Annotated in this window: 15 protein-coding genes; 6 read left to right on the forward strand and 9 right to left on the reverse strand. The window is 68.9% G+C overall.

Features of this window, described 5'->3' with window-relative positions:
• Positions 1 to 19: 19 nt before the first annotated feature.
• A complete protein-coding gene (locus tag NUG20_RS18445) occupies positions 20 to 175 on the reverse strand; it encodes a hypothetical protein (RefSeq protein ID WP_263395867.1) in 156 nt (51 codons plus the stop codon).
• Positions 176 to 468: 293 nt separating this feature from the next.
• Here NUG20_RS18445 and NUG20_RS18450 point away from each other — a divergent pair, with 293 nt between their 5' ends.
• Positions 469 to 948: a VOC family protein gene (locus NUG20_RS18450; RefSeq protein ID WP_263395868.1), complete on the forward strand. Its 480-nt coding sequence runs from the start codon at positions 469 to 471 to the stop codon at positions 946 to 948.
• A 78-nt stretch (positions 949 to 1,026) separates the two neighbouring features.
• Here NUG20_RS18450 and NUG20_RS18455 read toward each other — a convergent pair whose 3' ends face one another.
• Positions 1,027 to 1,812: a winged helix-turn-helix domain-containing protein gene (locus NUG20_RS18455; protein WP_263395869.1), complete on the reverse strand. Its 786-nt coding sequence runs from the start codon at positions 1,810 to 1,812 to the stop codon at positions 1,027 to 1,029.
• A 216-nt stretch (positions 1,813 to 2,028) separates the two neighbouring features.
• On the opposite strand from NUG20_RS18455, the gene NUG20_RS18460 reads away from it, so the two are divergent.
• A complete protein-coding gene (locus tag NUG20_RS18460; RefSeq protein ID WP_263395870.1) occupies positions 2,029 to 2,799 on the forward strand; it encodes a hypothetical protein in 771 nt (256 codons plus the stop codon).
• 105 nt (positions 2,800 to 2,904) lie between these two features.
• The gene (locus NUG20_RS18465; RefSeq protein ID WP_263395871.1) at positions 2,905 to 4,332 is read left to right on the forward strand and encodes a serine hydrolase domain-containing protein; all 1,428 of its coding nucleotides are present in this window, start codon (positions 2,905 to 2,907) and stop codon (positions 4,330 to 4,332) included.
• Positions 4,333 to 4,673: 341 nt separating this feature from the next.
• Here NUG20_RS18465 and NUG20_RS18470 read toward each other — a convergent pair whose 3' ends face one another.
• Positions 4,674 to 6,932: a methyl-accepting chemotaxis protein gene (locus NUG20_RS18470; RefSeq protein WP_263395872.1), complete on the reverse strand. Its 2,259-nt coding sequence runs from the start codon at positions 6,930 to 6,932 to the stop codon at positions 4,674 to 4,676.
• 256 nt (positions 6,933 to 7,188) lie between these two features.
• On the opposite strand from NUG20_RS18470, the gene NUG20_RS18475 reads away from it, so the two are divergent.
• The 3 genes from NUG20_RS18475 to NUG20_RS18485 all read left to right on the forward strand — a co-directional run bounded on the left by NUG20_RS18475 (position 7,189) and on the right by NUG20_RS18485 (position 10,427).
• Positions 7,189 to 8,706 carry an FAD-dependent oxidoreductase gene (locus NUG20_RS18475; protein ID WP_263395873.1) on the forward strand — a complete coding sequence of 506 codons (1,518 nt, stop codon included), beginning with the start codon at positions 7,189 to 7,191 and terminating at the stop codon, positions 8,704 to 8,706.
• A 13-nt stretch (positions 8,707 to 8,719) separates the two neighbouring features.
• Entirely contained in the window at positions 8,720 to 9,358 is a 639-nt protein-coding gene (locus NUG20_RS18480; RefSeq protein ID WP_263395874.1) for a TetR/AcrR family transcriptional regulator, read from the forward strand.
• A gap of 79 nt (positions 9,359 to 9,437) precedes the next feature.
• A complete protein-coding gene (locus NUG20_RS18485) occupies positions 9,438 to 10,427 on the forward strand; it encodes an MBL fold metallo-hydrolase (RefSeq protein ID WP_263395875.1) in 990 nt (329 codons plus the stop codon).
• A 104-nt stretch (positions 10,428 to 10,531) separates the two neighbouring features.
• On the opposite strand, the gene NUG20_RS18490 is transcribed toward NUG20_RS18485, so the two are convergent.
• The 6 genes from NUG20_RS18490 to NUG20_RS18515 form a co-directional block, all read right to left on the reverse strand.
• A complete protein-coding gene (locus tag NUG20_RS18490; RefSeq protein WP_263395876.1) occupies positions 10,532 to 11,518 on the reverse strand; it encodes an aspartyl/asparaginyl beta-hydroxylase domain-containing protein in 987 nt (328 codons plus the stop codon).
• Positions 11,519 to 11,704: 186 nt separating this feature from the next.
• Positions 11,705 to 11,902 carry a hypothetical protein gene (locus NUG20_RS18495; RefSeq protein WP_263395877.1) on the reverse strand — a complete coding sequence of 66 codons (198 nt, stop codon included), beginning with the start codon at positions 11,900 to 11,902 and terminating at the stop codon, positions 11,705 to 11,707.
• A gap of 99 nt (positions 11,903 to 12,001) precedes the next feature.
• Positions 12,002 to 13,453, reverse strand: coding sequence for an efflux transporter outer membrane subunit (locus tag NUG20_RS18500; protein ID WP_263395878.1), 1,452 nt, complete (start codon positions 13,451 to 13,453; stop codon positions 12,002 to 12,004).
• A 120-nt stretch (positions 13,454 to 13,573) separates the two neighbouring features.
• Complete coding sequence (locus tag NUG20_RS18505) at positions 13,574 to 14,374, reverse strand: MipA/OmpV family protein (protein WP_263395879.1); 801 nt, start codon at positions 14,372 to 14,374, stop codon at positions 13,574 to 13,576.
• Positions 14,375 to 14,533: 159 nt separating this feature from the next.
• Entirely contained in the window at positions 14,534 to 15,883 is a 1,350-nt protein-coding gene (locus NUG20_RS18510) for a HAMP domain-containing sensor histidine kinase (protein WP_263395880.1), read from the reverse strand.
• A complete protein-coding gene (locus NUG20_RS18515) occupies positions 15,876 to 16,556 on the reverse strand; it encodes a response regulator transcription factor (RefSeq protein ID WP_263398537.1) in 681 nt (226 codons plus the stop codon). The genes NUG20_RS18510 and NUG20_RS18515 overlap by 8 nt, the downstream gene beginning before the upstream one ends.
• Positions 16,557 to 16,643 lie beyond the last annotated feature (87 nt).

A 16,643-nucleotide genomic window follows, 5' to 3' on the forward strand; every position in this document is an offset into this window, starting at 1 on the left:
CGCCGCCGCGTCGCGCAGGTTACTTCCTCAACGAGGCATCGTCGCCGGCCTTGGTCGCGGCCGCGTCCTTGGCCGGGCGGTTGCGATTGTTCTTGGCCCGGGTGATCAGGTAGAAGGCCGCGCCGACGAACAAAATGAACAGTCCGGCGACCCATGGCATCAGCGTGGTGTCCATGCAAAGCTCCGTGGTTGTGCGATGTCCAACGACACCACATCGCAGGTGAAGAGCCCGCTAGCCCGGCCCCGCATCGGCGCTCGCCAGGCCCAGCCGCGTGCACCGACCGCGCCGCGCGCACGCGCTCCGGCTCGATCCGCAGCGCCAGCAGCGACGTAGAATCCGCCGTGCAACACGAGCGCACCGGATTGCGTTGCGTCGAACTGCACATGCCATTGCTGCACACGCGCCATGCACCTGCTCAGTTCTGGCACCTTGCGCACCGCTGTCTCTTTCTACCCAGGAGAGTCCAGATGATCAGCAAGAACACGATTTGCCTCTGGTTCGACGGCACCGCGCTGGAGGCCGCCACGTTCTATGCGCAGACGTTCCCCGACAGCGCGGTGCACGCCGTGCATCACGCCCCCGGCGACTACCCCTCCGGCAAGCAGGGCGACGTGCTGACGGTCCAGTTCAGCGTGCTGGGCATTCCCTGCCTGGGCCTCAACGGCGGCCCGGCGTTCAAGCACAGCGAGGCGTTCTCGTTCCAGGTGGCCACCGACGACCAGACCGAGACTGATCGCCTGTGGAACGCGATCGTCGGCAACGGCGGCCAGGAAAGCGCCTGCGGCTGGTGCAAGGACAAATGGGGCCTGTCGTGGCAGATCACCCCGCGCGCCCTGACCGACGCGATCGCCGACCCGGATCCGGCGGTGGCCAAGCGCGCATTCGAGGCGATGATGGGCATGACCAGGATCGACATCGCCGCGATCGAGGCCGCGCGACGCGGCTGAAACCGCCAAGCAGATCGCGCTTCCGTGCCAGCCGGCAGCGATTCGAGACCGAGCGCACCGAGGGGGCCGAGCGCCCCTTCACGTGCGTTCGTCCAGCGCCCTTACCAGCCCAGCCGCCATCTGCTCGGCCAGGGAGCGCTGCAGCGGCACGTAGTCGTCCGTCTCAGTGGCCGCCGCATACTCGCGCGACCACAGGATGCGCTGCGCGCGGGTGTCCACCAGAGTGAGCACAACCACGGTACGCTGCGGTGTCTGCCGCACACTGACGCGTGCGCGAAGATCGGCATGCTTATCGTCGGCAGCCACGCTATAGCCCACCGGCAAGTTGCCGCTGACTTGGGCGATCAAGCTTTCCCGCAGGCCTTGGTTGAATTTGGGAAACAGCACGTACTCGCATAACCCCTGCGCCGGCTCAATGGCAATGCGATGGTGCGGCGGGAACAGCGTGGCGTGCGCCCAGAGCCCAGCCGCGAGGACGCAGGTGCCGAGCAAGCTCAAGCCCAAGGCGGATCGGGTACGCCGACGCGAGGGTGGCGGCGAAACCGGTCCCGCCGCGCCCTCGGCCAACGTGCCGACAAAGCGATATCCCGCGCGTGGGCGCGTCTGGATGTAGCGCGGCGTGTCCGCGTCGTCCTCCAACAGCGTGCGGATGCGGCGAATACACGTGTTGAGGGCAGCGTCGCCGCCGGTGCCGGCACGCGGCCAGAATCGATCCAGCAATTCCTGCCGCGGAACGATGCGTCCACCACGTTCGACCAGGTAAGCCAGCACCTCCACCGCCTGCGGCGGAGCGTCCAGCGGTACATCGTGACGGAAGACACGCAGAGTGGCCGGGTCGAGTCGGAAATCGTCGAAGCGCAGCATCGCCCTCGTCCTTGCAATCGGCCGGATCCGTTGCCACCGCGGCATGTCAGCCGAAGTCACAACATGTCATTGGCCCATTCTCGCAGAACGCCCTAGCGTTGTCCGAGTCCGCCTAAGCCAGCCAGCCGCCCGGACCTGCGGCGCGCCCACCGGCAATCCATCGCTGATCGACCGTACCCGGCCGCTGTCACTCCGCCACCATCCCCAGGAAACTTCATGCGTTTTCCCATCATCGCGGCAACATGCATCCTTCCCCTTATGGTCGCGTCAATCGACCAGGCTCCGGCCGAACCGACCGACGTGGAGGTCAGGGTGATGGCTCGCGGCGCCAAGTTCCTCGGCGGCTATGCAGCGCCTGTCCGCGTGCTGTTGACCGATGCCGACACCGGCGAAATCCTGGCCCGCGGCCTGACCGCCGGCACTACCGGTGACACTGGCACGATCATGGCAGCTGGCAACGCAATGGCAGCGACCCTGTCCAGCAAGGACAGCGCGGTCTTTCGCACCACACTGGAGATCGACCGCCCGCGCCGGGTGACCCTGAGCGTGACCGGACCGCTCAGCCAGCCCCAGGCCACCACCACGGCGACCAGCACGCAGTGGATCCTGCCCGGCCATCCGCTGACCGCGGGCGACGGCTGGCGCATGGAACTTCCGGGCCTGATCGTCGATCTCGTCAGCCCCGCCGCGTACCGGCGGGCGAAAGCAGGCGCCGGGATATCCCTACTCGCCAGCGTCACCATGCTGTGCGGGTGCGCGATTTCCAGCAACGGGCCGTGGCGTGCAGACATGACAGAGGTGGAGGCCTACGTGACCGTGGATGGCGGCGCACCGCGCCGCTACCGGCTGGATTTCGATCCGGAGACGGCCTTGTTCGGCGCCGCTATCCGCACCGACACGTCCGGCCTGTACGAGGTTGACATCCGCGCCTGGATGGGCGAGAGCAACAACGCCGGCGTGGCGCATACCGCGTTCTTCGTCGACTGAGCAGCCGCGCATGCGGAAGGCCCCGACTACGCATCCAGGCCGCTCGCGGCAGGACCCAAGCCAACGGCCAAGGCGTTGCGCCCAAAGCGCACACAAGGACACACGATGAATCGCACCCCTTCCCTGGCACTCCTGCTCGGCGTCGCGCTGCTGCCATGCGTCGCCTCCGCCAATGATGCACTCGCGCCTGCGTTGACCAGGCAGATGGAGGTCAACCGGCAGCGCTACGGCATCGCCGGCCAGGCACTGCTGGTGACGCACGATGGCAAGGTCCTGTTCCGCGGTGCAGACGGCGAAGCCGACACGTCGACGCATACGCGCCTCGACGCCGATGCCGTCTTCGCCGGCTACTCGCTGAGCAAGCTCTTCGTCAGCACGCTGGTCATGCAACTGGTCGAGCAGGGTCAGCTGGATCTGCAAGCGCCTATCGGCACCTACGTCGCCGGTCTGCCAGTGCGCTGGCGTTCCATTGCCGTGCGCGACTTCCTGGACCACACCTCCGGCGTACCGGAATACTTCGACAACCGCAGTGGCGAAGCGGCCGCATCGGTCGCGGCACTGCCCGCCGACCGGGAAGCGGCATTCGCGTCGCTGACCAACGCACCGCTACTATTCGAACCGGGCACCGACATCCGCTACACCCAGACCAACTATCTGGTGCTGACCGCGCTGCTGGAGGCGCACTACGGCCAGCCCTACGCGCAGGTGGCCGGGGAACGCATCATCCGCAAGCTGCACCTGCGGCACACGTGGCTAGGCCCAGCGGCCATACCCGCGCGTGGCGTGGTGACCAGTTACGTCGGACGCCACGGCCGCCTGCAAAAAGAGCAGGACCTGGCGTGGCCCCGCTACGCCTACGGCCACGCCAGCCTGTACATTACGTTGGACGACCTTGGCCGCTTCCTGCAGGCCATGAGCTCCGGCGAGCTGGTAGACAAGGCCACGTTGCGGCGACTGTGGCAGCCAAGGATATTGGCCGGCGACCGTCGCGGCTGGTTCGCCAGCGGCTGGGAATACGGCGAAAGCGGTGCGTATCGCCAGGTCGGACACGATGGCGGCGCGCGGGTCAGGGTGCGCATGCTGTTTCGGGATACGCCCGATGCAGACGTCTATGTCTTCGCCTATCTGACCAACGGCAGCGCCAGCAACGTCTGGTCGCGCACCTTGGTGGACAGCGCGATGGCGACGGTGGCACCGGAGCGTTTTCCGATGGAAGCGCTATCGGAAACGCTGATGCGCTATGCGACGCAGATCCCATCGGCGATCGATGCACGCACGCAAGCCCACGCGATTCGTGCCAGCACCCAGATCGACGACGCCGCACTAGAGCGCGCCATCGACACCGCCGGTAACGGCATTCGCGAGAATCTCGGCCTCGAGCGGGCCCTGCGCGTCTTCGCGCTCAACACCGTGCTTTTTCCGCGTTCGGCCAACGCCTGGGACAGCCTGGCCGAGGCTTATGCGGCCAAGGGAGAACCGCACAAAGCAAAGCGGCTCCATGCGAAGGCACGCCTGCTCTCCCGGCAGCCTTGAGTCCGAGTGAACGTTTGAAGGCCGGACCTGGCGTGCAGACGGCCATCCTCATTCCAGTGTGCGGCGAGTCGGCCAGACAATTGCCACAGCAGCCAAAAAGTCAGACTTCTTTCGCATGCGGCAGTTCATGCACCCACGTCTGCGAGATGACAGCCAAGCCTGGGAGCGAGCGGCTTCAGCTTTCGCCGCGGGCGCCACTTTCGCTTGGCCCGCATCACGCTCCCGCGGCGCAGCCGCCGCCATGCACCGCGCAAACCAACGTTGGCGCTCACCTGTCGACCACACACGACAAGGCCCCACCGGAGCGGGGCCTCGTCCTGGGCGTCGATGCTGGCGGGACTTCAGAACTCCTGCCAGTCGCCGGCGTTGGCCGCGACCGCTTCGCGGATCGGCTCGCGGGCCGGTGCGCGGCGGGCCGGGGCGGCGGCCTTGGCCTTGCTCGGTGCACGCACCGCAACCGCCGCCGCGGCCACGCGCGGCGCGACCGCCGGCGCCAGCACCGCGGCGTGCGCGTCCAGCTTGAACAGCGCCACCGCATCGTTGAGGTGGCCGGTCTGCTCTTCCATCGAGCGCGCCGCCGCGGTGGCTTCTTCCACCAGCGCGGCGTTCTGCTGGGTGGCTTCGTCCATCTGGGTGACGGTCTGGTTGACCTGTTCGATGCCGGCGGACTGCTCCTGCGAGGCCGCGGCGATCTCGGCCATGATGTCGGTCACGCGCTGCACCGAGGCGACGATCTCGCCCATGGTGTCGCCGGCCTGGTTGACCAGCTGCGAGCCCACCGCGACCTTGCCGACCGACTCGTCGATCAGGCCTTTGATCTCCTTGGCGGCGCTGGCCGAGCGCTGCGCCAGGGTGCGCACTTCCGAGGCGACCACGGCGAAGCCGCGGCCCTGCTCGCCGGCACGCGCCGCTTCCACCGCCGCGTTCAACGCAAGGATGTTGGTCTGGAAGGCGATGCCGTCGATCACGGTGATGATGTCGGCGATGCGGCGCGAGGAGGCGTCGATCTCGTGCATGGTGGTGACCACGCGGCCGACCACCTCGCCGCCCTGCGAGGCGACCGAGGCCGCGCCGATCGCCAGCTGGTTGGCCTGGCGCGCGTGTTCGGCGTTCTGCTTGACGGTGGAGGTGAGCTCCTCCATCGACGCGGCGGTTTCTTCCAGGTTGGCGGCCTGCTGCTCGGTGCGCCGCGACAGGTCGTCGTTGCCCGAGGCGATCTCGCCGGCGGCGGTGCTGATGCTGGAAGAGGCCTGCTGGATGCGGCCGACGATCTGGGTCAGCTGCGCGACGGTGCTGTTGGCGTCGTCGCGCATGCCGGCGAACACGCCGTGGAAGTCGCCGTGCATGCGCGCGGTCAGGTCGCCGTTGGCGATCGCGCGCAGCAGCTGCGAGACCTGGCCCAGGTTGCCGTCGGCGACCTGCATCATGGTGTTGAGGTGTTCGATCATCGACCGGAAATCGTGATCGAAGCGCAGCGCGTCGCCGCGCTGGCTGAAATCGCCGACCGCCGCGGCCTGCGCCAGCGACTGGATCTGGGTGTTGATCGCCAGCAGGCTGGCCTTGGCCGCATCCATCGACTCGTGCAGGATCGCGCGGCTGCCGGGCAGGCGCCGCGCGTCCTGCGACAGGTCGCCGGCGGCGTACCGGTTGAGCACCGCGATGGCGTCCTTGATCGAGTCCAGATGCTCGAAGATCACCGTGTTGATGCCGACCGCGAGCTGGCCGTACACGCCCGGGAAATCTTCCGGGATGCGGTGGCCGATGTCCGGGCCGGCGTGCATCTCGACCATCTGCTGGGTCTCGCCGGAGAACCGGCGCAGCATCACCGTCATGTCGCGGGTGGCGGCCAGCATCTTGCCGGCCTCGTCGGCGCTGGTGGCCTGGATGTTCACCGACAGGTCGCCGCGCGCCACCGACTGGATCGCATGCACCGCCTTGCCCAACGGGCCGGTGACCGCGCGTGAGATCACCACCGCCAGCGCGGCGGCGATCAGCGACAGCAGCAGCATGCAGGCGACGATGGCGATCACGCTAGCACGATGCGTGGCATCGGCCTTGACGATCTTCGCCTGCATCTGCTCGGCGCTGTAGGCGCCCAGTTCCTTGAGCGACTCGAACAGCTTGCGCCGCGCCGGCCGCGACTTGTCGTCGGAGATCTGCTGCGCCAGCACGCCATCGCCGGCGGCGATGGCCGCGCGCATCTCGGCATTGGCGCCGAAGTACCCGTTCACGTTGGCCTCGACATTGCGGTACAGCCCCTGCTCCTTGTCGTCGGCGGGCAGCGCCGCATAGGCGGTCAGCTCTTCGCGCACCAGCTTGGTGGTCGCGTCCATGCGCTTGTTGTAGTCGGCGACCTTGTCGGGCTTGGCCAGCATGGTCAGCTGCGACAGCTCGAAGGTGCGGAACTCGCCGAGCTGCGCGCGCACTTCGCCCAGGTGCTGCACCGAAGGAATCTCGTTGCCGGCCATCGCCGCCAGTTCGGTATGCGCGCCGCCCAGGCGGACCAGGGCGAAGGTGCCGAGCATGATCGTCATCAGCGTCGTCAGGGTGAACCCCACCGCCAGCTTGCGGGCGATAGGCAGATCGTGGAACCACTTCATGAGTGCAACTCCAGGCAAGAGTGTCCGGGCTGTCGCTGGTGGACGGCCGGCGGCATCCAATTCCGCTATGCACGAGGGATTGGGGCGTTGTCTGGAGAGGTAACGGCGCCCACGGCGCAAACCTGAGAGCGCCATCCCGATTTCTTGCTGAACAACTCAGGGAACCGCCGAAACCGGGAACGTGTGCACCCGCCGCTTGACGGCAAAGCCGCGAGCTGATTTAAATGACCCACGGGTCATATAAGCGAGGTGCGGCATGAGCGAGGTGCTGATCGTGGGCGCGGGCCCCACCGGGCTCACGCTGGCGTTATGGCTGACCCGGCAAGGCGTCGCGGTACGCCTCATCGACAAGAGCGCCGGCCCGGGCGAGACCTCGCGCGCCATGGCGGTGCAGGCGCGCACCCTGGAGCTCTACCGGCAGGTGGGGATCGCCGAGGCCGTCGTCGCCGCCGGCCATCGCACCCCGGCCATGAACATCTGGGCCCGCGGCAAGCGCCGCGCGCGGATCGCGCTGCGCGATTCGGCCACGGGCCTGTCGCCCTACCCGTTCGTGCTGGTGTACCCGCAGGACCAGCACGAGCGCCTGTTGATCGCGCAGCTCGCGGCGCTGGGCGTGGCGGTCGAGCGCGACACCGAACTCGTCGCCTTCGACGACCACGGCGATCGCGTCGCCGCGCGCCTGCGCCTGCCCGACGGCCGCGAGCAGGCCGTCGAGGTGCGCTATCTGGCGGCCTGCGACGGCGCGCGCTCGACGGTGCGCCACCGGCTCGGCGTCGATTTCGAAGGCGGCACCTACCGGCAGGTGTTCTACGTCGCCGATGTCGAACTGAGCGGCCTGCAGTCGACCGACGAGGCGCACATCGCCCTGGGCGATGGCGACTTCATCCTGGTGCTGGCCTACAGCGCGGCGGGGAACTACCGGCTCATCGGCACCGTGCGCGACGCGCGTGCCGATCGCGCCGAGCAGCTGAGCTTCGCCGACGTCAGCGACGATGCCATCCGCAACCTCGGCGTCAGCATCGACCGGGTCAACTGGTTTTCCACCTACCGCGTGCACCACCGCGTCGCCGAGACGTTCCGCCATGGCCGCGCGTTCCTGCTCGGCGATGCGGCGCATGTCCACAGCCCGGTCGGCGGCCAGGGCATGAATACCGGCATCCTCGATGCCATCAATCTTTCCTGGAAGCTCGCCGACGTGCTCAAGGGCCGCGCGTCCGATGCCGTGCTCGACAGCTACGCGGCCGAGCGCCAGGCCTTCGCCCGCACCCTGGTCAACACCACCGACCGCGCCTTCACCCTGGTCACCGCCGCAGGCAGCGTCGCCAGCTTCATCAGGACCTACGTCGCCCCGGCCCTGGCCAGCCTGGCCTACCGCAGCCGCAACCTCAGCGAGCTGATGTTCCGCACCGTCTCGCAGACCATGCTGCACTATCGCGACAGCCCGTTGAGCGCCGGCAAGGCCGGCGACGTCGCCGGCGGCGATCGCCTGCCATGGGTGCAGACGCGCGACGCCGACAACTACACGCCGCTGCCGCAGATCGGCTGGCAGCTGCACGTCTACGGCAGCGCGCGGCCCGAGTTGCAGGGCTGGTGCGGCGCACGCGGCATCGCCCTGCGCGTGTTCGCATGGCAACCCGAGCACCAGCACGCCGGCTTCGCGCAGGACGCGGCGTACCTGGTGCGCCCTGATGGCTACGTCGCCTGCGCCGCGCCCGACGCCTCGCTCGCGGCGCTGGACGGGTATCGTGTGGCGCACGGATACGCCCCGCAGTGAGTACATCGACCGCATGACCGACGCGCCGCCGAAATGGAAACGCCGCAAGGAGGACCGCCCCGCGGAGATCCTCAGCGCCGCGCTCGATGCCTTCGTCGAGCACGGCTTCGCCGAGACCAAGCTGGCGGACGTGGCCAAGCGCGCGGGCATCGCCAAGGGCACGCTGTACCTGTACTTCGACAACAAGCAGGACCTGTTCGCCGCGGTGGTGCGGCACGGGCTGCTGACCAGCCTTGCGCCGCTCGAGCAAGCCGCCGCCACCTTCGACGGCGGACTTGCCGAACTGAGCAGCCTGTTGTTGGCGCGCGCCGCCGACGGCATGGGCGACCAGCGCCTGCCGGCGATCCTGCGCATGGTCATCGGCGAGAGCCGCGCGTTTCCGGAACTGGCCCGCATCTGGCACGCCGAAGCCATCGACCGGGTGATGTCCACCGTCGCCGGCCTCATCGAGAAGGCCCAGGCGCGCGGCACCGCCCCGGCCGGCGACCCGAAGCTCTACGTGCTGTCGATCATGGGCCCGATGCTGATGGCGATGCTGTTCCACCAGGTCTTCGGCCGCGACAGCGCGCACGCCCCGAACCTCGCCGCGCTGGCCGACCAGCACGGGCGCCTGCTGCTGCAAGGCATCGCGCCCAGGGCCGTCACCGGATGAGCCGACACCGCAGCTCGCCATTCCCATCGCCGCGGCGCACCCTGCGTCGTCGCCCGCCATCGCCCGGATCGCACGTCCGATGAAGAACCCCTACTACGACGGCCCCGCCAGCGACCACTTCGACGGAGTGCGTTTCTTCAACCCGGGCCAGCCGACCGTCGACAACTCGTTGGCACGCGTGCTGCGCTGGAAGGCGGCCATGGGCACGGTCCGCTGGCCCGACCGCGTGCCGGTGCGCCCGGCCGTTCCCGCCGAGCGGCACGATCGGCTGCGCATCACCATGGTCGGCCACGCCACCGTGCTGATCCAGGTCGCCGGCCTCAACCTGCTCACCGATCCGGTGTGGTCGCAGCGCGCCAGTCCCTCGCAAATCGCCGGTCCGAAGCGGGTCACGGCGCCAGGCGTGGCGTTCGCGGACCTGCCGCCGATCGATGCGGTGCTGCTGAGCCACAACCACTACGACCACTTCGACCTCACCACCTTGGGCAAGCTGCATCGGGCGCATCGCCCGCTGTTCGTGATGCCGCTGGGCAACGACCTCCTGTTGCGCAGGCACACGCCCGCTGCGCGGATCCATACCGGCGATTGGCACGACCGGGTGCCGCTCGGCGACACCGCGACGGTGACGCTCACCCGCGCCAACCACTGGTCGAGCCGCGGCGTGAGAGACCGCAGGATGGCCCTGTGGGCCGGCTTCTTCGTCGAGACCGCACGGGGCTCCGTCTGGTTCGCCGGCGACACCGGCTACGGCGATGGCGCGATCTTTCGTGAGATCCGCGACAGGGTCGGCGCACCCGACGTGGCCCTGATCCCCATCGGCGCCTACGCGCCGCGCTGGTTCATGGCGCCGCAACACGTCGACCCAGCGGAAGCGGTGCGGATCTTCCAGGACACCGGCGCCCGACAGGCGCTGGGCATCCACTGGGGCACCTTCCAGCTCACCGACGAAGGCCGCGAGGAGCCGCGCGAAAAGCTGGCCGAGGCATTGCAACTGGCAGGCGTTGCAGCCGACCGATTCGTTGCGGCCGAGCCTGGGCAGGTGTTCGACTTCAAGGATCCGTCCGCCTAGTTTTCCTGCACTGCGCCTGCGCACGTGCACGCCATCCCTCCGCAACCGGCCAGAGCATGCGCGCCTGCGTGGCGGACGCCGGCATGACCGATGCGCTGCAGCGCCTAGTCGAGCGCAACGCTGCCGGCGCGCTCGACCCACTGCAGCGCGGCGTACACCGGCAGGAAGGCCAGCAGGACCAGGGCCAGGTTCAGCGCGTACTTCAGCGCCATGTACAGGCTGCGATTGCGCGCCTTGAGCGCCAGCCCGCGCGTGCGCCAGGGCGCCAGCGTCGCGAACACGCCGGTGAGCAGGCCGCGCCGGTCCTCCGCCGTGTTGGGCACCGCCAGCGCGCGCGCCAGCAGCGCGTACACGCGGTTGAATGCGCGGCCGGCGACGTGCATCGGCCGCTCGACGTCGCACATCAGGATAAGCCGCAGCGCGTCCGTGTCGTTGCGGGCGTAGTGCGGGTAGGTTTCGTCGAAGACGAAATCCTGGCCATCGCGCCAGGACAGCGCGTGGCCGTCCACGTTGATGAAGCAGCCGTCGTCGTTGGGCGTGGCCAGGCCCAGGTGATAGCGCAACGAGCACGCCAGGGGGTCCGCGTGCAGGCTCAGCTCTGTGCCGGGCGGCAGCACCGAGAACATCGCGCCGCGGATGCCCGGCACCTGCGCCAGCAGCCGCAGCGTCTGCGGGCACAGGCGCTGTGCGGAGCGGTGCGGCGCGCCGTACCAGGTCAGGTAGAACTTCTTCCAGCCGCGCTTGTAGAACGTGCGGAAACCCAGGTCGTGGTAGCCCGCCGAACCGGGCTGGCTGGTGGCGTCCAGCTCGCCGCTGGCGTGCAGGGCCAGCGCCTCGGCGCGGATCTGCGGCCAGTGCGTGCGCAGCACCGAGATGCCCGCGAGGTAGCCGGCGTCGATCACCGGACGGCGCGCGAACCGGCGCGTGGCCATGTACAGCAGGCAGTTGAACGGCGCGAACAGCGGCCAGCTCTTGCGCAGGTACTGGCCGAAACCGGCGTAGCGCAGGCGGGCGCGCCATTTGTAGACGTAGGCGATGGCGGCCACGGCATAGAGGCCCATCGCGCAGAGGGCGAGCGTGCTGAACGGCATTGGAGGTCTCGCTGCTGGACGCGCGCGGGCGGCATCGCCATGGCGTCGGATGCGTCGGATGGTGGAGCGGGGATGTCGTCGGAATGTCGTGCGCGGCAGCGGCGACTCACGCGCTAGAGGCATCGCCACGTGCTGCGGTCATGACGCAAGGACAGCCGCGATGCCGTGCTTGCTCATGTCGCGAATTCACGGATGCAGCACCATCGCGCGCACGATCAATACGAGCGAGATCAGCACGAAGCACACCGTCACCCGCCATAGCCAGGCGTTGTGGCGGCGCGCGGCGAGGTTCTTCTTGAGCGACGGCAGTTCGGGAAGATCCCGCAGCGCGAGGAAACCTTCGCGCTTGCTCCAGTCTTTCTGCTTGGGGGTGTGGGCGTGCATCGTGATTCCTGGGGGAGGTGATGGATCGCGCGGATGGTCCCTGCTCTCGTTCCTGGCTGGCGATGCATGCGTCGGCATGCGGCTGGCACTGGCATCCGTTCAAGGCGCCGGCAGCGACGCCGGCGCGGACAGCTCGCCGCGCCAGCCGCCGCCCAGCGCACGGAACAGCGTGGACAGCGCGATCTGCCGCTGGGTCTGCACGTCCACCAGCGCCATCTGGCTGGCGAAGTCGCTGCGCTGCGCGTCCAGCAAGCGCAGGTGGTCGTCGACCCCGCTGCGGTAGCGCGCCTCGGACAAGCGCAACGCCTCCGCGGTCGCCTGCGCCACCGCCCGTTGCGCGGTTTCCTCGCGCGCCAGCGTGTCGGTGGCCGCCAGCGCGTCGGACACTTCCTGGAAGGCGACCTGGATGGCGTGTTCGTAGGCGGCGACGGCAACGTCCTTGCGCACGTGCGCCAGGTCGAGATCGCCGCGATTGCGGCCTGCATCGAAGATCGGCAGGGTGAGCTGGGGCGTAAACGACCACAGGCGCTGGCCCGACGACCCGAACAGATCCGACAACGCGGTGCTGCCGCGTCCGGACGTGCCGGTGAGCGCGATGCGCGGGAAGAACGCCGCGCGCGCCGCACCGATGCTCGCGTTGCGCGCCTTCAGCCGATGCTCCGCGGCGCGGATGTCCGGGCGCCGCATCAGCAGCGCCGACGGCGTTCCCGGCGCGATCTTCTGCACCAGCGTCGCGCCGGCGGCGGGCAGCGTGGGCAGGCGCTGGCCCGCATCGGCGACGCCGAGCAACAGCGTCAATGCGTTGGTCGCCTGGCGGAACTCGCGGTCGATCCGCTCCAGATCCACCTTGACCTGTTCCACCAGGCCGATGGCCTCCTGATGGTCGAGTTCGTTGGCGAAGCCCAGGTCACGCAGCTGCGCCGTCAACTGCAGCGAGGCCTCGCGCGCGGCGAGGATGTCGGTGCCGATCCGGTAGCGGTGCTGCGCGCCGTCGCGCACGAGGTAGGCCTGGACCACCTCGGCGACCAGGCTGACGCGCGCGCTGTGCGCGTCCCGCTCGGTGGCCAGATAGTCCTGCAGCGCCGCGGCGGAGAGGTTGCGCACGCGGCCGAACAGGTCCAGCTCGAACGCCGCCAGTCCCAGGCCGACCTCGTAACTGCGCTCCACCTCCGGCGTCCCCAGCGCGCGCTGGCGCACGCCGCTGGCGTCGAGCTGCAGCGTGGGCAGGCGATCGGCGCGTTGAATCCGGTACTCGGCGCGCGCGGCCTCCACGTTCAACAGCGTCTGCCGCAGGTCCCGGTTGTTGGCCAATGCCAGCGCGACGAGGTCGCGCAGCGTCGGATCGACCACGAATTCCTGCCAGTCCAGGTTGACAGCGGGAGGCGTGGACTCATTCGTCTCGTGCGCGGCGGTGCCATCCGACCACTGCTCCGGGACGGGCGCCGGCGGCCGCTGATAGGCAGGCGCCAGGGAGCACCCTGCCAGCAGCAGCGCAACGGCCAGGGACGCCACGGCCGAGCGCCGGGTGTGGAAGGTCGAACGCGGATGCATGCGTGGTCTCTCGCTGCTGCGCGGAACGCGCGATTCGGGCGCCGGCCGGGCGCCGCGCCCGACTGTCGTAGCGGTGCGATCGAAGCGGCGACCACGGCCAGCGCCGTGGCCGCCGAACGATCAGAAGCCGCGCGAGAAACCGATGAACATCGACGCGGTGCCGTCGGTGTCCGGCTCGATGAGCGGGCTGTCGCTGAGCTCGTCGGGCAGCACGCTGTACTTGACGAACGCCAGCACCGACCACTTCTCCCCGATCGGCCGCATGTAGGACGCGCCCACGTGCGCAATGGTCGCCGCGCCCGGCTTGTAGTCCACCACGCCGCGCGCGACCTCTTCGTCGAGCGTGCCGTAGTAGTAGTTGGCCATGTCCTTGGACAGCCAGGTGACGCCCACGTTCGGGGTCAGCCGGCCTTTGCCCAGCTGCAGCGGATAGCCGTACTGGAGCGAGACCTCCTGGCCGCCGCTGGCGTCGATCGCGTCGGCCAGGATCTCCGCTTCGATCTCGCCTGCCGCACCGCTCCACGTCGCCGCCAGCCCGAGATCCAGCCCGTCGTCGCGATCCTCGAGCAACCGATAGTCCAGGCCGTTCGCGGCGAGTTCCTTTTTGCCCAGGTCGTCGATGTCGAAACCGTCGAAACGGAACTTGGCGATCGCCGACAGCGCGAAGGCATCGCCGCCGATCAGCTTATAGCCGGCGGTCAGGCCCCTGAAAGAGAATCGCTCGCCCTGGAAGCTCACCAGCGGGAACGGCGTCACCCGGGTGCCCTCGCCGGCGTAGGGGCTGTCGCTGACCACGGCGGCGACCCCCAGCCCCCATCGCGGCGGCCCCTGCTCTGAAAATGCATCATCCGCATCCGCCGTTTGGGCCATCGCGTCGAGCGACAGGGCAGACAGCAACGCAAGCGACAGGAGTTTCTTCATGGGACGCCGAACCTCAGTGAGTGGTGGAGAGAGAGCGCGTCTGCGGCGAGCCGTGCGTTGGCAACGGGGCGCTGCAGACATCCACCTCAGAATGGACCGGCGGTGTCGCCGAAATGTCGCGTGCTGCGGCGAGCGACTGAACGATGCCTGTACTGGAAACTACAGGGCGATGACGCTCGCCGCGACGTCCAACGCGGCGCGCGTACCGCCACCGGCGGCCGGCTCGATCGAGAGCGACCAGCCGAAGCGGTCGCAGATCCGGCCGATCAGGAAAAGGCCCAGGCCCTGCCCACGGATGGGCGCCGATCGGCGCAGGTTCTCGCGGTAGCGCCGGGCCGCTTCGACGGGATTGAATCCGCTGCCCGAGTCGGCGACCGACACCACGCCGCCGCGCAGCGCGACTTCGACGTAGCCGTCGTCGGTGCTTTCGATCGCATTGCGGATCAGGTTGCTCACCGCGATGCGGACCATGGCTTCGGGTACCGCGATGAAGGTGGGCTCGATCTCCCCGACCCGCAGGTGCGCCGCCTTGTCGCCGAGCATGTGCTGGTGATCGGCCACCAGCCGCGGCAGCAGGTCGTGCAGCACCGTCACATCCATCGGCTCCTCGCCCGCGCCGGCTTCGCGGGCCAGGTGCAGCAGCGCCACCATGGTTTCCGACAGATCGCCGACCGCGCTTTCCATCCGCGCGAGCACCGGCGTGGCGACGTCGGGCAGCGCCATCTGCTTGAGCACGTCGACCGCGCCGGAGATCACCGCGATCGGCGTCCTGAACTCATGGCTGGCCTGCGCCAGCACGCTGCGCTCGCGCTCGATGAACTGCTCCACCCGTTCCAGGTGCGCATTGCTGGCGTGCGCGATCATCTGGATCTCTTCGCGCCGGTAGGTGGTGGGCAGCCGCTCGCCGGCGGTGCCGGGCACGATGGCCTGCATGCGCTGCGCCAGATCCCGCACCGGCCGCACGAGGTTGGCATGCAGCCAGACGATCACCCCGCCGATGAAGACGACGAAGAAGCAGCCCCAGACGGCGCTCTGCACGGAATTCCAGTTCTGCTGGTCCTCGAGCTGGGCGATATCGATGGTCGTGATCAGCCGGCCGGGCGGAAGATCGACGATCAGGGCGTGGAAACTCCTGTGTCCGCCCAGGCCCTCGAAGGCGACGTTGTCCTGGAACGTGCCATACGCGGCCTCGGTCGAGTACAGCCCGGGCGGCAGCGCCGCCAGATACACGGGCATGCGCGCAGCCGCGCGGCCGGGCGCGACATACCAGGAGCGCACGATGCCGCTCTGCGGCAGCGCATCGGCCTGGCCGGCGCGCACCCGGGCCGCGTGGTCGGCCGAGGTGGAGCGCAGCAGATCGACCCAGAACCTGTGCTCGATCAGTTGCTGGCTCCTGAAGCTCTGCACGCTCAGCGCGGTCAGCATCGCCAGGCCGGAGCCGATCAGGGCCGCGCTGATCCACCAGTGCACGCCGCGCGGCCGGCGGATCAGGCGCATCAGCCTACGCATCGTCGCAGAGCCGGTAGCCGTGGCCGGGCACGGTGTGCAGCAGCGGCGTGTCCGCCGGCGTCTCGATCGCCCGGCGCAGCACGTGCATATGCGAGCGCAGCAGATCGGTCCCGGGCACGATGTCGCCCCACGCGGCCCGCTCCAGCCGCGCGCGGCTGACGATGTTCGGGCTCTCGCGCATCAGCAGCTCCAGCAGGCGCCGCCCGATCCGGGTCAGCGCCACGGTCCTGCCGGCGCGCCGGACCTGCAACGTGCGCAGATCGAACTGCAGGTCGGCGATGGCCAGCACGTGGTCCGGCGCGGCCACCTGCTTGAGCCGCGCCACCAGCGAGCGCAAGCGCACCTCGATCTCCGGCAATGCCACCGGCTTCACCAGATAGTCGTCCAGGCCCGCTTCGAAGCCGTCGATCTTGTCCGCCAGCTGGTCGCGCGCGGTCAGCATGATCACCGGCACCTGCTTCCTGGCTTCCTGCCGCAGCCTGCGCAGCACGGTGAGGCCGTCGAGCCGGGGCAGGTTCCAGTCGAGCAGGATCGCGTCGTAGTCCTTGGACGAGGCCAGGTGCAAGCCCGACAGGCCATCGGGCGCGGCATCCAGACTGTGGCCGCACCCGGCCAGGTAGTCGTAGAGGTTCGCCGCCAGCTGCGCGTTGTCCTCGATGATCAGAATGGACAGATGCTCTTTGCTCATGGTCCTGCCCTGTGCGCTGCCGCCTGCGTCCACGTTACCAAACACATGGCGGCGCTCGCTGCGCGCCGTCGC

Origin of the sequence: Xanthomonas sp. CFBP 8443, assembly GCF_025666195.1 — a bacterium.
Lineage (GTDB): Bacteria > Pseudomonadota > Gammaproteobacteria > Xanthomonadales > Xanthomonadaceae > Xanthomonas_A.

What these genes read in the sequence shown, in the direction of transcription:
- NUG20_RS18485 (WP_263395875.1), top strand. Translation starts at nt 9,438, where the DNA reads ATGAAGAACCCCTACTACGACGGCCCCGCCAGCGACCACTTCGACGGA.
- NUG20_RS18465 (WP_263395871.1), top strand. Translation starts at nt 2,905, where the DNA reads ATGAATCGCACCCCTTCCCTGGCACTCCTGCTCGGCGTCGCGCTGCTG.
- NUG20_RS18495 (WP_263395877.1), bottom strand. Translation starts at nt 11,902, where the DNA reads ATGCACGCCCACACCCCCAAGCAGAAAGACTGGAGCAAGCGCGAAGGT.
- NUG20_RS18450 (WP_263395868.1), top strand. Translation starts at nt 469, where the DNA reads ATGATCAGCAAGAACACGATTTGCCTCTGGTTCGACGGCACCGCGCTG.
- NUG20_RS18510 (WP_263395880.1), bottom strand. Translation starts at nt 15,883, where the DNA reads ATGCGTAGGCTGATGCGCCTGATCCGCCGGCCGCGCGGCGTGCACTGG.
- NUG20_RS18455 (WP_263395869.1), bottom strand. Translation starts at nt 1,812, where the DNA reads ATGCTGCGCTTCGACGATTTCCGACTCGACCCGGCCACTCTGCGTGTC.
- NUG20_RS18470 (WP_263395872.1), bottom strand. Translation starts at nt 6,932, where the DNA reads ATGAAGTGGTTCCACGATCTGCCTATCGCCCGCAAGCTGGCGGTGGGG.
- NUG20_RS18490 (WP_263395876.1), bottom strand. Translation starts at nt 11,518, where the DNA reads ATGCCGTTCAGCACGCTCGCCCTCTGCGCGATGGGCCTCTATGCCGTG.
- NUG20_RS18480 (WP_263395874.1), top strand. Translation starts at nt 8,720, where the DNA reads ATGACCGACGCGCCGCCGAAATGGAAACGCCGCAAGGAGGACCGCCCC.
- NUG20_RS18505 (WP_263395879.1), bottom strand. Translation starts at nt 14,374, where the DNA reads ATGAAGAAACTCCTGTCGCTTGCGTTGCTGTCTGCCCTGTCGCTCGAC.
- NUG20_RS18460 (WP_263395870.1), top strand. Translation starts at nt 2,029, where the DNA reads ATGCGTTTTCCCATCATCGCGGCAACATGCATCCTTCCCCTTATGGTC.
- NUG20_RS18475 (WP_263395873.1), top strand. Translation starts at nt 7,189, where the DNA reads ATGAGCGAGGTGCTGATCGTGGGCGCGGGCCCCACCGGGCTCACGCTG.
- NUG20_RS18500 (WP_263395878.1), bottom strand. Translation starts at nt 13,453, where the DNA reads ATGCATCCGCGTTCGACCTTCCACACCCGGCGCTCGGCCGTGGCGTCC.
- NUG20_RS18445 (WP_263395867.1), bottom strand. Translation starts at nt 175, where the DNA reads ATGGACACCACGCTGATGCCATGGGTCGCCGGACTGTTCATTTTGTTC.